This is a genomic window from Ruminococcus flavefaciens (assembly GCF_900116855.1).
Classification (GTDB): domain Bacteria; phylum Bacillota; class Clostridia; order Oscillospirales; family Ruminococcaceae; genus Ruminococcus; species Ruminococcus flavefaciens_R.
Genome location: NZ_UETD01000003.1, coordinates 1 through 15028 on the forward strand (window position 1 = coordinate 1; position 15028 = coordinate 15028).

The following is a 15028-nucleotide window of genomic DNA, read 5'->3' on the forward strand; positions in this document are numbered from 1 at the left end:
TGTCTCCCTCCGCACGGAGGGAGTGGATTGAAATTATTATTACGGTCATTTATCAAAAATCAATGTTTGCGGTCTCCCTCCGCACGGAGGGAGTGGATTGAAATACCTATACGCACCGTCCGATTTCCGACAATGTTCACATGTCTCCCTCCACACGGAGGGAGTGAAATGACATAACGGAGCTTGCTAAGTGGGCGAAGGAAGCATTTAACCAATTTATATGAAAAAACGAAAGGAATACTTAATCGTACTCGATATTTCTGAAAATTAGAGATGAGTGCATATGTGAATCCGCAGAAAATGCTAAGGAAGCCTGCTAAAAGAGAAACCGAGTGGCTCATAACCACTCGGTTTACTTGCGTTTTTATAAAGTTACGTTAAGGACAGCGCACAGAGGGGTGGCATTTTTTTATGATTTTACTGTTGTTTGCTTTTTACTTCTAATAGATATTGTAAATGCATTTTAGGTGTGTTATAATTGGAATATTAAGATGACAGCACAGATTACGAACGGTTTATAATGTTTATTAATACAGAAGGGATAATGATAAATGGCATCAACAGCTCAAATACTCAGAAATCATAGGACGGAATTGACTGAATATGAACGTGTAGAAGAATTTCTTGAAATTATTAGTTCTCTTGGATATGATACTGATGTAGAAAAAGACAATGCAATTTATATGAAACCTAAAGGCTGTGATGGCAAAGGTGTTAGAGTATGGGTGGATCAGGGAGATCATCCTATTTTTACAATCAATGGAAATGATTATTACCGTGAAGTATTTTTTGATTTTGTCTGGGATGATGAGAGACATGGAATCGAAAGCATGAATTCTGATATGATACTTATAATTGTTGCAGAGTATTTGAAAAAATATCCTGATGCTTATTTTAATTATGAATGGAGTAATGATGATAATATGTTCATGGATATAATTGATTTTGATTTGTTAAGATCGCAGCCGTTTCAGCCCGGATGGTTTTATCTTTTCAAGTCTCATCTCCATTCATCAAGGGTAAGTGAGCATTATGATGAATGGAGATTAGATTGATTACGAATGTAAATTCAGATTTGTATAAAGGCAATCAAAAAACTGTTTAAAGTGTCTTGAAGTGCGGTGGGTATATGCGGTTTGATGACATAAAATAAAAGGAAATGGTATGATCACATATGGAAAACATTGCAAAGAAAAAAGCTTATTTTCATCTTCCGGGGCTGTTTGAGTTCTATGATCTGTACAGTGTGTTTCTGCCGCTGTACCGTGAGCATCGGGAATATTTCTACGACTGGTGCGAAATAGCCTCTGTCTATGGTGCTCCTGCCGACTGTATCTGGGGCGGCGGACGCGTGGGATTCGGCGAATGTGAAGCTGAAGATGTTCTGGCGCTTATGAGTGGATACGGTATTCCTTCAAGGCTAACTTTCAGCAATTCGCTTATAAAACCTGAACATCTCTCCGACAGAAAATGCAATGCCCTGTGTGAACTTTTCGCCGGAAGCAAAGGTGTACAGAACGGTGTGGTGATCCACTCTGATCTTTTGCTTGAATATATTAAGAATAGTTATCCCGACCTTTATTTCGTTTCCTCGACTACAAAGGTCCGGACTGATTTCGACCAGTTTTTAAAGGAAACAGAACGAAGTGATTTTAAATATGTTGTTCCTGATTTCAGGCTGAATAAGCTGTTTGATAAACTTGATACACTCTCGCAGGTCCGGAAGGATAAAGTCGAATTTCTGTGCAATGAATGCTGCTCGTTTTACTGCAAAGACAGAAAAGCCTGCTATGAAAATGTAAGTAGGAAAAATCTCGGAGAAAACTGTCCCGAGCACATCTGTACTGCACCCGATGCAGGAGAGGGATACCGTTTTTCAAAGGCGATGAAAAATCCGGCATTTATCAGTACAGATGACATCATCAGCACTTATCTGCCCCTCGGCTTTTCTAATTTCAAAATAGAAGGCAGAGGACTCGGAAGTGCTGTCAATCTGGAATTTCTGCTTTATTATCTTACAAAACCGGAATACCGGCTTACTGTCCGTGAAGAGATATATCTCGACAGTATGCTGGATCTGTTCTGAATATCATATGTTGAAGATAATGAGAGATGAGAATTGAGACTGTAACAAACATGATCAGCTTAACACATAAAGCACTTGTCCAAATAGACAGGTGCTTCTTATATCTCTGAAATTGCTGTTACAGGCAGCACGCCCGCTTATGCTGCATGGAGTGGCATTGCGGAAGACAGAAAACGGCATATTTCATAATTGTAATGTTCCGTAATATTAAAAGGGGGACAGGCTGATAAATGTGTGGTATACTATGGTTACAGAAGCGGAAAGCTAATAAATTAAAAGGAGTAATAACCATGAAAGAAATGATAAACCAGCTCACACAGGACTTCATAGAGAACAGAGACACTGTCAAAAAGGCAATAAAGCTTGAAAGCTCATATATTTACCCTGTGGCTGCAAATGTATTCTGTGCCGCAGGAGTTAAAGCGGACGCCGATAAGCTCCGCGAATGCAAGAAGCTCATAAAGAAGAATGCAGGCTTCGGTTCTTATCTGAAAGGAAATGTAATGGTTCCTTTTGCAGCAAAGCTCTGCATAGCTGATGATCCTGACGCTCAGTTTGAGAAGGTAATGGCAATGTACGGCATTCTCAAGGAGCACTTCAGAAGATCGGAATACCTTGCTCTCCTCGCAACTCTCCTTGCTGAAAAGACCACGATCGAAGAGGCAGGACATATTGCAGCAAGAGGACGCACTGTATATGATAAGATGAAGAAGGAGCACCCTATACTTACGTCAAAAGAGGACAGCATAATGGCAGGTTTTATGGCATTTTCGGAAAAGAGCGACAGCGAGCTTATTGATGACGCTGAGAAGTGCTATGAGCTCCTCAGGGAAAAGTTCTATGACAAGGACTCTGTTCAGACAGTTTCACACATACTTTCCATGACAAACGGAGCTCCCGAGGAAAAGGTAGACAGAATGATCAGAATGTTCGATGCCTTAAAGAAAGCAGGACGCAAGTTCGGCAAGCACTTCGAGCTGTCAACGCTTGCTGCGGTATCGATAATAGATGCAGATGAAAAAGAGCTTGTTGACAGCATGATCGCCATCGACAGCCTGCTCAGCGGTCAGAAGGGCTACGGAGCATTAAGTCTCGACAAGAAAACAAGACTCATGCACGCAGCTATGCTAACCGCCGATCTTTACGGAGAAAGCGATAATGCTCAGGCGGCAGTTTCCGCTTCTGCACTGGCAATGATCGCCGCACAGGAAGCTGCAATGTGTGCCGCCATCGCTGCATCAGCAGCCGCAAGCAGCGCGAATTCATAAGTATAAAACACAACGTCAGCGGTGAGATATTATTATATAATATATATGAGATGTTACTGCAATTATATGGGAATTCACCTTGACAACCGAAATAAAACGTAGTAAAATTAATTACTGTGTGTTGATCGGGTAAGCGCCATATAACAGAAGTATCTGAACCGGTGCTCATAGGATCAGCAAAGTACAAAATGATATGAGATCACAAGAAAGAAAGACTCCGCTTTACAAATCAATAACATACTCGGAAACATCCGTATCGAGCCAAATCATTCCACACATAAAGAATGTATATGCATATGTTCACATAAGGGAGAAAACGATCATTGCAAAGGAAACTGCTGCTGAAATGAAGATCAGCGGGAGTATCCCTGTGAATATCCGGCACAACAACTGATACGCCGATGTTTGAATTATTATTTGAACATCGGTTTTTTTGTGCCTTAGTGCAGTATACTTTTTATGGAATGATCTGATCGGATGAGGCGAATCATAACAGAGCAGCAGCTTTTTTATGACCTGCCGGAAAGTCACAGAAATAATTCAGTCAGGAAAGTGAGAGGTTTTATGAAGATATGTGTACTTAACTGTTCGCCGAAAAACGAACAATCCATTACACTGCAGGCAGTGTTGCTTTTGCAGAAATGGTTTCAGGAAAAGCTGAACGCTGATGAGTTCGGGATCCTTCCTGCATTCAGCGGAACAGTTACCGAAAAAATTGAAGACGCAGTAAAAAATGCCGATCTGATAATAATGTCAGGTGCGGTGTTCCATTTTGATGTACACAGCAGTATGGGGAAGCTGCTTGATGTGCTTTCCGATGATCATTATGATCTGATAAAGGATAAGCCCATAACCTTTATATCAACTTCGGGAATGGTCGGCGATACACTGGCGCACAACAGATTCGAGACATGGGCAAAGAGAAACGGTCTGAGATATATCAACAGCCTCAGTCTGGAAAGCTCGGAGATACTTTCTCCTGTCGGCAGAGAGGAGCTGTTTTGCTGGTTCAGATATATAAGAGCAACAGCCGGATACTATAATAGTTCGAGCCTGCCTCAGGCTAAAACACGGGGCAGAGTGGTTCTGCTGGATACTTGCGAAAAAGGGATAGACAAAATAGACTCCGCTATAAAAGCGGCAAAGCAGAGATTTGAAGCCAGCGGTTTTGACACCGATGTAATAACGCTGAGAGATAAGGTTATACATCAGTGTACTGGATGTCAGAGCTGCTTCAGCAACAGAATATGTATCTATAACGATGACTGGGAAAAAACCTTTGAGGATCTATATCTGGATACGGATATGATAGTTTACTTCGGAGAATTGCACTATTCGACCCTCGGAAACTGTTACAAGACCTTCCTTGAAAGACACGCAAGCTTAGGACGTTCGGGCATCGAGGACGAAGTGATAAAATCATATTTCTTTATCCCTGACAAAAAAACAGAGAGAGAAGATATTACGGGATTCAAGATACAGTGCGAAGCTTTTGACGGGCTCAACTGCTCTTATCTCAGTGATGTATGGGAAATTGAAAATAATGATAAAATAAAGGAAATGTGCGACAAAATGACTATCGCATATAATTCCGATATTATGCCGCAAAACGGATTTTTAAAGGAAGGTATCAGACACGGTTTTTCAAAAATAGCAGCAAGTGTGAAGAACCGCTGCCCCGGTGATTACAGTTATTTCAAGGGAATAGGCTGTTATGATACGCTCCTTCCCAATCCCAATGTCCGTTGGCTGGACAATGCGGAGGATGCCAGAAAGGACAGGGAAGCAAGGCTTATGCCGTATAAAATGACATTACTGCACCTTGAAGGGCTCCCGACAATAACCGAAAGAAGAAAGAATAAAAGCGTATCTGTCATAGAAAGGCAGAAAGCAGCCGCAAGAGGAGATGAGCCTTCGGAGGAATTGATGAGAATGCCTCAGATGTACCTGAAAAACAGCTCTGTTTTGATCGGACAAATGAAATGATCTGTCAGAGGGGCAATTGTCAGGCTTTTCTGTTATCTGCATACCGCAGAACATAGTGCCTTTTTTGCCTGAATACATACTTTTACAGAATATAAGCAACTGCTCGCAAGACTGATAATGTATCATCTTGCGAGCAGTTATTTTTTTATATTCTGAAAATGCGGTCTGTATATCAAATATACATCAACTGTGCTTTTATCTCTCTGAGTACTGATCTTTTAGCCGCTTCGTTTTTGAAGAATCATAGATTCATTTGCCCAGAAGCTTCTGCCTGAGAAGCACCATGTCGAATACATCTATGATATTGTCCCTGCACAGGTCTGCGTGGCGCCAGCAGGTAAGCTCTGTGCTCTTGTGCAGCAGCCATTTCTGAAGCATTACGAGGTCGGCAACAGTGACTTCTCCGTCAAGATTGCAGTCTCCTGCGAGGTCGTCATTTTCGTAGGGATAATTGACGCTGAACTTATCCAGATTGAACAGATAGCCTTCTCCGCCCTTGAATACGAAGTACACATCATTCACGCCTGTGGTCTTTTCTATCCTGCATATCTGGGTGGACCACTTCTGCCAGCCGCCTGTATCACTGACGTCCATGGTGCCTATGAGCTTTCCGTCGGGAGAGCCGAGTCGTACTTCGATAGCGCCGCTGCTTCCGTTTGAAGCAACGCGGAAGTTCAGTGATTCTGCGCCTCTGCCGAAATTTATGCCGTCAAAGCCGATGTAGTCGCCGTTTTCGATATAGGCAACATCGCTTCCGCCCTCGCTGCAGTTCTCGATGTCGATACCTGACTGATGATTGTAGTCCTCAGCTTCGATGGCGTCTCCTGATGGAGCGATAGTGCCTGTTACGCTGACCTTGCATCTTGCCGTGAACTGCTTGTCGCTTGCCTCGAGAGTTCTTGCGATTATCTCAGCTGTACCCTCGGACATTCCCGTAACATTGCCCTTGCTGTCAACGGAAGCCACCAGAGGATTTGATGAAGTCCAGAGAACTACCTTATCCGTTGCGTTATCAGGGAAAACATCTGCTTGTATCTTCGCGGTGTCGCCTGCATTCAGCGCAAGGGACTCCTTGTTCAGACGGATGCCTGCCACATTGACGCGGGAGCCGTTGAGCTTCCATTTTGCCTGTATCCTCTGGTTGTAATCGGGCATGATGAATGTGGCGCGTGTGCCGTCTGCACTTACGGGAGTTACCTCCATAGCGTCGATACCGGGCTGCCAGCCGTCGAATGTGTAGCCTGCTCTTGATTTTGCGTCTATTGTAACAAGCTCGCCGGGAGTATGATACTCAACGATGGACGTTCCCATGGAGTCGCCCACATTATTGATGACCAGAACTCGTTTTTCGGCTCTGTCTATCCTTACAAGGTGCATATCTCTTGCGCCCACTGCCTCAAGGGGAGTACTTCCCACAGGCTCAAGACGGAACACCAGAAGCTGATCCAGATCGTAGCCCTCAATTATCTTCACACGGACTGTTTTGCTTGTATCGCCTGCGCCGAATGAAACGGTGGGATCGTCTATGAAGCTGTAGTCCTTGTCGGGCTGAGCATCGCCTGCAACGGGAGTTACCTTGAAGGTCAGGGGACCTGCTGCGGGCTTGCTGAGCTTCACTTCAAGCTCTATGGTATCTCCTGCCTTGGCGGAGGTGTTCAGTTTTGCAAAGCCTGCGTTCACATCTTCTGTAAGACCGAGGCTGTCGTTATAGCCCACTTCGATCTTGGGATAGACCGCATAAGCGCCCCTGTTCACTCCGTTGTCGCCTGAGCCGATAGCAGGGCTGCCTTCCCTGAGGCTGAAGTCACCTGCGGCAGGGTCGGCAAACATGGGGTCCTTGGCAAGCTCGGTCTTGGAACCTATCTGCGCGTTGAAGGCGTCAACGGTGATACTTGGCTGTGACGGGTCCATATAACGCACATAGGCGGGCTTCCTTGCGGAGTACCAGAGGTTATTGCGGAACACATTTGAACCGCCGCCTTTGAGGTCTATGCCGTGCCATGCATGGAAGCCGTTTACGGAGGTCTCCTTTACCAGAAGTCCCACGGTATCATTGCTGCCGTACATACTGTTTTCGTCCTCGTAGGCGATGTTGTTTCTTACCTCGTTATTCCACGACCTGTCAAGAGAAATGCCGTTTTTCAGGTTGTAGGTGACGTTGTTTATCCACCTTGCATCCCATGTGGAGCCCGTATCCCAGAAAGCGGAGAACAGTCCCGATTCTATGCGCTGTGCAGGGAAGTTCATGAAGTGCTCCGTATCCATGGGCATACGTCCGTTTCCGTCGAGAGGTCTGTTGTATACGATGTTCTCATAAGCCCAGTTTCGCGTACATTCGGACTCGTTGAACATGAAGTAGGCGGTATTGTAGGAAACATTTCTGACAGCGGTGAAGTCTCTTACACTTATATCCAGCCAGATGGTACCGCCGTTAACGGAGCCGCCGGAGTAGTTGAAAGCAAAGGCATTGTTCCTGTTGCCGTCGGCTCTGCCGCCTAAGGTGGAGGACTCCGCGCCGCCTGCGCCTGCGTTCTTGCCTATGCCGCCGATGAATGTGTTCTCGGAGATTATGCAGTTCTGTGAGTGATTATCGTAGCAAAGAGTCTCGCCGTAGACGCTCTGGAAGTAGTTGTTGCGGATGACATTGTCGGGACCTGCCACGGGAATGGTAACATCGGGGCGGTAAACTCCCTGATTGGACCATGTCCACGGAGCATTGTAAACGCAGCCGATGTTCTTGAACTGATTGTTCAGCACCACGTTCCCCCTGCCCATGATGTTGATGGTGCTTCGGGCGTATTTGTAGTCCTCAAAGACGAAGCCCTCGATCTTGACGTAGTCACGGCCGAAAAGGTTGAAAACGTCGGTAAGCTGGTTTTTTCTGCCTGCTATGGAGTATTCGATGCCTGCGTTGTCATAGTGCTTTACATCGTTCTCGCTCCAGCCCGTGTCCTGAAGCCACTGCGCCCTTACCTGCGGCGTAACAGAGGAGCCGTCAAAGACGTCCTTGTGCTTGATGATGACCTTGCCTATATCGGAGCTGTTTTCGGGACGGAAGACGATCATGGCGTCCTCTCTGCCCGATTCCTTGGGTCTTATATCCTCCTCGATATAGGTGCCGGGACGTATGAGTACGGTAGTTCCTGCGGTAGCTTCGTCGGCTGCCTTTTTGATGGACCTGTAAGGCGCGTTCGAGGAGCCGTTTCCGCTGAAATCATTGCCGTTTTCCGCAACATACAGCACTCTGCCGCTGATATCCGCTGCTTCCGCCCTGAGCTCGTTCAGTAAGCCTTTGGGGTGAGAGTTCATGATGCCTGTGCTGTTGTAAAGCATGGTCGGTATCATGAACAGACTAAGTAATCCTGCCGTTCTTTTTTTCATTTTTCTCTGTCCTTTCCGTATAGGATAAGTATTTTTCTTTACGCATACGAGCGTGAACATTTCCCCTTCGGACTCTGCGCTGCAAAGGCTGCTCCTGACCCGAGAAAACAACGTTCTGCGGCGAAAAAAGTCCCTTTATAACAGTATACTCCATCCGGGCTTTGGAAGCAAGATTCTATTGTCTTGGATCCAAAGATAATCCAACATAGAAGGAAACGATCATATGTCATAAAGTCTTGCATTTTTGTTCACAATATGATATAATTAAAGTAGGGGTGATTATCTATGAAAAAAAGGCTTACAGTGGGGGTTGTCACAGCGGAATGCTACCGTGAATACACCTCTGAGATAATCCGCGGCATCATCGCGCAGAGCGAGCTTGCAGACTGCAATGTTATGGTGCTTGCCACAAGAAATAATTTTCAGGAGCCTGTGTCTCCTCATGTTGAACATGAAGCGGAAATATTCCGCCTTATAGATAGCTCCGAGCTTGACGGGTTTCTGTATGACCAGAACGCTTTCTTCACCAAAGGCATACAGAAAAGGCTCGATTCGCTTCTGAAACGCACGGGAAAGCCTGTTATGCTCCTTGATGCGGGGGAGCATCCCTTCTTTGAGAACACTGTTTCCCACGATCCCGATGCCTTTGCGCTGCTTATTGAGCACATGATACAAGTCCACGGGTGCAGAAAGATATACTGCCTTACGGGTACAAAGGGGACTCCTCAGGCGGAGGAGCGCCTTGAGACCTATTTCCATGTTATGCAGAGACATGGGCTGCCTTATGACGAGAGCTATTATGCATACGGAGATTTCTGGCGGAATGCTCCTGTTCAGTTCGCACAGCGCATTATCAGCGGTGAGCTCACCATGCCCGAGGCAGTGGTATGCGCCAACGATATAATGGCAGATACACTGATCGCGGCACTTGAAAAGGCAGGCATAAGCGTTCCCGAGGATATAGCCGTCACAGGCTTTGACGGCTATCTGGATCATGCCAGAAGCGATGTGAGTATCACAAGCTTCCCGAAAAGCTGTTTTCAGCTGGGAGCAGATGCTTTCAGGCGGCTTTACAGTATAATGACGGGCAGAAACTGCCGCAGGATATCGTCAGGACACAGCCGTATCCAGATAGGACGGAGCTGCGGCTGCGTGCCCGTACAGAGCACTACCGAGAAAAGCCGCAGGGAAAAGAGGCTCATATTACGTTACAAAGAGTGGTTCTATCACAGTGAGGTGCTGTTCGAGCTCATACACTCAGAGTCGCTGTATGACCTGCTGTATATGCTGGCAAGCAGGATATATCTGGTTTGTCACTGGTCGGATTTCCGCGTGTTTCTCACAGACCGCTGTCTGAAGTCACTGTCCCCTCAATCCCAGCTTTCGGCGCACAAGGACTGCTGTCAGGTTCTGTGGACTGACAGGGCAGGCAGGAGCAGCGGCATTTCAGAGCGCCCCATGAAGCAGGGGGACATTATCTCCTGCCTTACGGAGTCGCCCGATCACCCATCTGCGTATTTCCTTTCGCCGCTTCACATGAATGAACGGCAGTTCGGATTTGCCGCACTGTCCTTCGGAAGACTTGCCTGCTGCTATCAGCCTGAATATTGCACGCTTATCGGTTATCTCTGCCTTGCGCTGGATCAGCTTGAGGAGAGGTCTGTGCTCAGAGCTCAGACAGAGGTCAGTGCAAAGGATGTGGAAAATCCGCAGCTGTACCAACAGCTCGGACAGCTCCGTGAGGAGATGCAGCAGCATCCCGAAGCCGACTGGAGCGTACAGGAGCTTTGCGGACACACTCATGTGAGCAGGAGCTACCTCCAGAGGATGTATAAAAAATATTTCGGAAAAAGCATTGTTGAGGAGCTGATCGATTTCAGGCTTCAGAAGGCAAAGGAGCTCATCAGCAGTACAGACCTTACCATGTCGCATATAGCTGAGCTCTGCGGATATGCTTCCTACGCCCATTTTGCCAAGCAGTTCAAGGTCAATGAGGGAATGACTCTGTCGGAGTACCGTCAGCGTTTCCGCAGGAGTAAAGGTGTTTAAGACAGCTTCACTTAACGTAAAAAGAGGATCACCGAGCCTGAAAATATGAGTTTGGTGATATTATGCCCCTTCGGGGGCATTTTTTTGATCGGGCATTATTTAAGGAAATACCTTGCCAAATCCGACAGGATGTGATATAATATAGTTAGTAATCGCTAACTAAAGATATGACAAATGTTCCGGAGAGATATGCGGAAAACGGAGGTAATGAGAGTGAGATTTGATAAGCGTGACAAGGTGGTAAAGGCGCCCGACGGACTGAAAAATCCTCTGTACAGCCTGACTAAGGCTGTAGTCAGGGCAGCAAAGCTGAAGCAGAGCCTTGTGGGGTCAAAAGAAGAAGTGCTTGGCAGAGCGGCGGAAAAAGAATGCAAAGAGAGCTGAATGGCACGAAAAGCAGCCCGGGTATAAAGGAGTTCCGTGGGACTTCGATTTTACGAAACAAAGCACAGTGAGGGATACTATTACCGCTTTACGCAGTGTACGCTGAACAATTCTGCAAGACGATAGGGACTTTTCGATGTGCTTTCACGGATTTACTTCTACGAAAAAAGTCCTCAGAGTGTTTCTGAGGACATTTTTTATCAAAACTTAGTTTCTTGACAGCATTGAATATATTATTCCGCCATGTAGTCTTTTACATTAAAGCTTTCTTCAGTGCGCTGTTCCTCGTCTATTATTCCGGGAACCAGCTCAGTAGAATATGTTTCTCCCGAAACAGGGTCGATATAATAGCGTGTTTCCGCACCTGTATATGATCTGTACAGAACAACTATTTCATTGGCAGTATTTGATGTAACGTTCCAGTAAATAGTATATTCGTCCGAAGAAGCCATATTTTTTAATTCTGGGTTATTGGTGAAGCAATAATTCTTGATCGCATCCAATGCCTGATCTTCTGAAATGGCTTCGGAAACGCTCTCTCTCTGTTCAGCTGAGGTCTCCTCGGGCATTTCGGTCTGAACAGTCTCAGTTTGTTCCTGTGTGGCAGCTTCGGTAGTTTCCTGCTGAGCGGCTTCTGTGGGCTTGCTTGTCTGTTCAGCCGCAGTTGTAGTGCTTGTTTCGGTTTGCTTTACACTGGTATTTGTAGTTTGAGTGCCGCAAGCCATCAGGCTGACACACATAAAGCATAAAGCAAATAATGTCATTTTCTTTTTCATATTGTTGTTCCTCCTTGTGCTATAAGAAGCTCTCGCTTCTCCAACATCAAATTATAGCACTGCAGGAGAAAAAAGTCAATCGGCAGCAATATAGCCCCTCGGTCTGACTGTATTTTCCAATAATGCATAGCATTATATATAATAATAGCTAAAGTGGACTGCACATGAAAATCGTTTTCATTCAGCCTGCTGCTGTGCCGATAGAGGCAAAACACGAAAACATGACACTGCTGAAGCAATATAAACGGATATATATAATCATGCTTGATAAATGATTGACAAACTTGTTTTTGAGATATATAATAAACACATAAGGACATATGATTCTTATAAATGATAGGAGGATTATTTATGTTATTCAAAAAAGCTCTTGCAGTATTATCCGCGATCGCTGTTATAGGAAGCTGTTCCATATATAACGGCGGTATATCCACATTTACAGCCGCGGCGGAAATCGAAGCTGTCTCTGATGCTGACACTGAGACCTGTTCGGCAATAGTATCTATGTCGGAACTGGCGGACCCTATCCCCGACGGAGCGCACATAAAAGCGCAGCTTGTAAGGGTAGGTGACGAGGAGACTGTCATTGAACAGTGGGAGCTGACGCAAGACGGCGTGAAGGAACTGAGTGATCTTGAATACAGCGAAGAATTCAGCTATAAGATAGTCTTTTCCGATCTGCCCGAGGGGTATGGGCTGCCGAAAAAGATCACGGTCATGTTTGATAAAAAAGGCGATACGGACAACATAGTTCTTTGCGGCAGAAGTGCGGAACGCGCAGAGACCGAAAAAACCGGTTTGTACAACAACGTCGAAATATCTGCCACACCTTTTTTCTTCAGTGACAACTTGATGTTTATGACAGATTTGCTTGAAGACGGTATCATTGAGAAATATATCGTTGATGAAAACGGGGCCAGATATTGCGGACTTGGCGGTATCACGGTCCCTGACGGTCATTATACAGCCTATGTTATCCCGGATAAAGCATTCAGGTTTGTTCAGTATAATACAGAAGCAGCTGCCGCTATCATTAATTCTAAAAGCTGGTATGATAAAAGAATAAATACGGATTATTTTAACAGAGATTTTTCCAAGGGATTTGAGTTTGATGTGAAAAACGGCACGACCGATACTCTGCTGAATTTCTATCTTGAAAATATCCCTGAGGAAAAAGAAGTATGTACTGCTGATATATCTGTTGTAGACAGTGAAACAGGAGAACCTGTAGACGGCATAAAACTTGAACTTACAAACGAAAGACTGTTTGAAGATGGCTATATAACCTGGGATAGCTCTGACACCAATCCAATGTCGCTTGATAAATTATTATGTCTGGGTAAGAATTATACTGTTACTCCGCTCAATACTTCCGAGACCTATTATATACCGTCGGTTTCATTCTCTTTTTCAAGGCTTGGAGAGCATAAGGACGTTGTCATAAAAGCAAAGCGCAAAACCAACCTCGACGTACCAAAGATAGTGCTTCCCGATGAAGCTCCTGTGCCCGTTGATGACGCGCACTGTGCTGTTACCGTGGGAGTCATGGACAATGACGGCAAGCCTGCACAGGGTGTAACAGCGACTCTGTATAAAAAGGTAAAATCCACAAAAACCACACTTATGAGCTGGAATGCTGAAGAAGAACCGGTAAAAACCATCAATGATATCGAATTTGATGAGAGTGCAGATTACTATGTTGCTATTTCAGGCGAATCAAATGATTATTACAGATATGACGATATGAAACTTGCTTTTTCCAAGGGCGGTGACAGCGATAAGGTCGTTCAGTTCATATTCCCCACATCTATGAGGAGCATTAAGATACAACGTACAGTTCACGATACAGGTGAATACGGAAATGTGTCTACGACCACTTCAGGATGGGGCGGAATTATGGTCGTTGATATGCAGGGATACAGATATCCTTTTACAAATAACCATATTTGCCTGCCTGATGGAGAATATCTGCTAAAAACAGTTACAAGCTCATTATACAGAATAATAAGACCCGGTACCGAAATCGAAGCTGTACTTGTTAACAGCGATCCGAGCCTTAAAGGGTATTTTGAACAGAACGTTGAAAACTATAAAAACGGCTTCAAATTCACAGTTAAGAACGGTGTATGCGAGGACGAAATAAAATTCTATGCAGAATACGTTCCAACTTTTAAAAATTCTTGTTCAGCTGATATTACCGTCGTTGATGACGAAACAGGAGAACCCATTGAAGGCGTAAACGTGGTTATGGATATACCCTATGGCAGGGGACAGATCGGCTGGAATACCGCCGAAACATCAGTAATGAAGTTTGACTATCTCAGATTTACCGATGCAGATTACAGATTTACAGTGACCGACCTTCCCGAGAACTACACCTACGGTAAAAAAGAGCCCCTTTCCTTTGCAAAATACGGCGAACATCAGAATTTTGAGATAAAGCTCAGCAAAACAACAAAGAAAGGTGATGCGAACTGCGACGGCACGGTAGAGCTGGCAGACGCCATACTCATCATGCAGGCTATCGCAAATCCCGATAAATACGGTGTTGAAGGCAGCGCAGGTATGCATATAACAGAACAGGGCACTGTAAACGGAGACGTTGATCCTGCGGTAAAGGGCATTACTTCAAATGATGCACTTCGTATACAGATGTATCTGCTTCACCAGATAGATACACTTACTGCCGAAGAGTAACAGCTCCGTTTTGCATTCGTTATATCATATAAGTGCTAAAATAGTAAGATGCGCGGAGATAAAGTGCTTTTTTTGTAAAGCATTGCCGCGAAACAGCCTGCGGGGGCTCCCCGCTTATGTCATATTAAGCTTCAGGCTCGACCGCTGTGCTTTCACGGAATGTGAAACATTGCAGCCGGGCTTTTTTCAATTCGCTGTTAAGAGGCTGTTTCTTTTGTGTTCCATTGAAAAGCACACAGCAGGCATTAGTTCCGTATGGAAAATGAAAGGAGCATGACAGCGAGCGATATATTTTTCATTGTCTTTTATACTGAAATAGTTGACTTTTTGTTGAAAATATGATATAATGAACGCAAAACGTTCATTATATTTTATTTTAATGCCCTTGCAGATACGCAGAT

At 45.0% G+C, this 15028-nt stretch carries 9 protein-coding genes; 7 read left to right on the top strand and 2 right to left on the bottom strand.

The annotated features are described in order from the left end of the window. Window positions 1-551 precede the first annotated feature (551 nt). The 4 genes from DSZ37_RS02425 (at window position 552) to DSZ37_RS02440 (ending at window position 5340) form a co-directional block, all read left to right on the top strand. Window positions 552-1055, top strand: a complete 504-nt coding sequence (locus tag DSZ37_RS02425) for a hypothetical protein (protein ID WP_109725381.1) — start codon at window positions 552-554, stop codon at window positions 1053-1055. A gap of 119 nt (window positions 1056-1174) precedes the next feature. Continuing rightward, window positions 1175-2086, top strand: a complete 912-nt coding sequence (locus DSZ37_RS02430) for a hypothetical protein (protein ID WP_109725382.1) — start codon at window positions 1175-1177, stop codon at window positions 2084-2086. Between the two features lie 290 nt (window positions 2087-2376). After that, complete coding sequence (locus DSZ37_RS02435; RefSeq protein ID WP_181380208.1) at window positions 2377-3354, top strand: DUF4003 family protein; 978 nt, start codon at window positions 2377-2379, stop codon at window positions 3352-3354. A 564-nt stretch (window positions 3355-3918) separates the two neighbouring features. Next, a complete protein-coding gene (locus DSZ37_RS02440; RefSeq protein ID WP_181380209.1) occupies window positions 3919-5340 on the top strand; it encodes an NAD(P)H-dependent oxidoreductase in 1422 nt (473 codons plus the stop codon). Between the two features lie 249 nt (window positions 5341-5589). On the opposite strand, the gene DSZ37_RS02445 is transcribed toward DSZ37_RS02440, so the two are convergent. Then, window positions 5590-8721, bottom strand: a complete 3132-nt coding sequence (locus DSZ37_RS02445) for a carbohydrate-binding protein (protein ID WP_181380210.1) — start codon at window positions 8719-8721, stop codon at window positions 5590-5592. A 285-nt stretch (window positions 8722-9006) separates the two neighbouring features. On the opposite strand from DSZ37_RS02445, the gene DSZ37_RS02450 reads away from it, so the two are divergent. Together DSZ37_RS02450 and DSZ37_RS02455 are read left to right on the top strand one after the other, a co-directional pair. Then, window positions 9007-10770 carry a substrate-binding domain-containing protein gene (locus DSZ37_RS02450; RefSeq protein ID WP_109725386.1) on the top strand — a complete coding sequence of 588 codons (1764 nt, stop codon included), beginning with the start codon at window positions 9007-9009 and terminating at the stop codon, window positions 10768-10770. A gap of 213 nt (window positions 10771-10983) precedes the next feature. After that, window positions 10984-11154, top strand: coding sequence for a hypothetical protein (locus tag DSZ37_RS02455; protein ID WP_181380211.1), 171 nt, complete (start codon window positions 10984-10986; stop codon window positions 11152-11154). A 233-nt stretch (window positions 11155-11387) separates the two neighbouring features. Here DSZ37_RS02455 and DSZ37_RS02460 read toward each other — a convergent pair whose 3' ends face one another. Continuing rightward, window positions 11388-11930 carry a hypothetical protein gene (locus DSZ37_RS02460; RefSeq protein WP_109725387.1) on the bottom strand — a complete coding sequence of 181 codons (543 nt, stop codon included), beginning with the start codon at window positions 11928-11930 and terminating at the stop codon, window positions 11388-11390. A 351-nt stretch (window positions 11931-12281) separates the two neighbouring features. Here DSZ37_RS02460 and DSZ37_RS02465 point away from each other — a divergent pair, with 351 nt between their 5' ends. Next, on the top strand, window positions 12282-14627 hold the full coding sequence (locus DSZ37_RS02465) for a dockerin type I repeat-containing protein (protein WP_109725388.1): 2346 nt from the start codon (window positions 12282-12284) through the stop codon (window positions 14625-14627). The last annotated feature ends 401 nt before the right edge of the window (window positions 14628-15028 follow it).

Excerpts from the sequence above, each read along its gene's own strand:
- DSZ37_RS02425 (WP_109725381.1), top strand. The coding sequence starts at position 552 with ATGGCATCAACAGCTCAAATACTCAGAAATCATAGGACGGAATTGACT.
- DSZ37_RS02430 (WP_109725382.1), top strand. The coding sequence starts at position 1,175 with ATGGAAAACATTGCAAAGAAAAAAGCTTATTTTCATCTTCCGGGGCTG.
- DSZ37_RS02435 (WP_181380208.1), top strand. The coding sequence starts at position 2,377 with ATGAAAGAAATGATAAACCAGCTCACACAGGACTTCATAGAGAACAGA.
- DSZ37_RS02440 (WP_181380209.1), top strand. The coding sequence starts at position 3,919 with ATGAAGATATGTGTACTTAACTGTTCGCCGAAAAACGAACAATCCATT.
- DSZ37_RS02445 (WP_181380210.1), bottom strand. The coding sequence starts at position 8,721 with ATGAAAAAAAGAACGGCAGGATTACTTAGTCTGTTCATGATACCGACC.
- DSZ37_RS02450 (WP_109725386.1), top strand. The coding sequence starts at position 9,007 with ATGAAAAAAAGGCTTACAGTGGGGGTTGTCACAGCGGAATGCTACCGT.
- DSZ37_RS02460 (WP_109725387.1), bottom strand. The coding sequence starts at position 11,930 with ATGAAAAAGAAAATGACATTATTTGCTTTATGCTTTATGTGTGTCAGC.
- DSZ37_RS02465 (WP_109725388.1), top strand. The coding sequence starts at position 12,282 with ATGTTATTCAAAAAAGCTCTTGCAGTATTATCCGCGATCGCTGTTATA.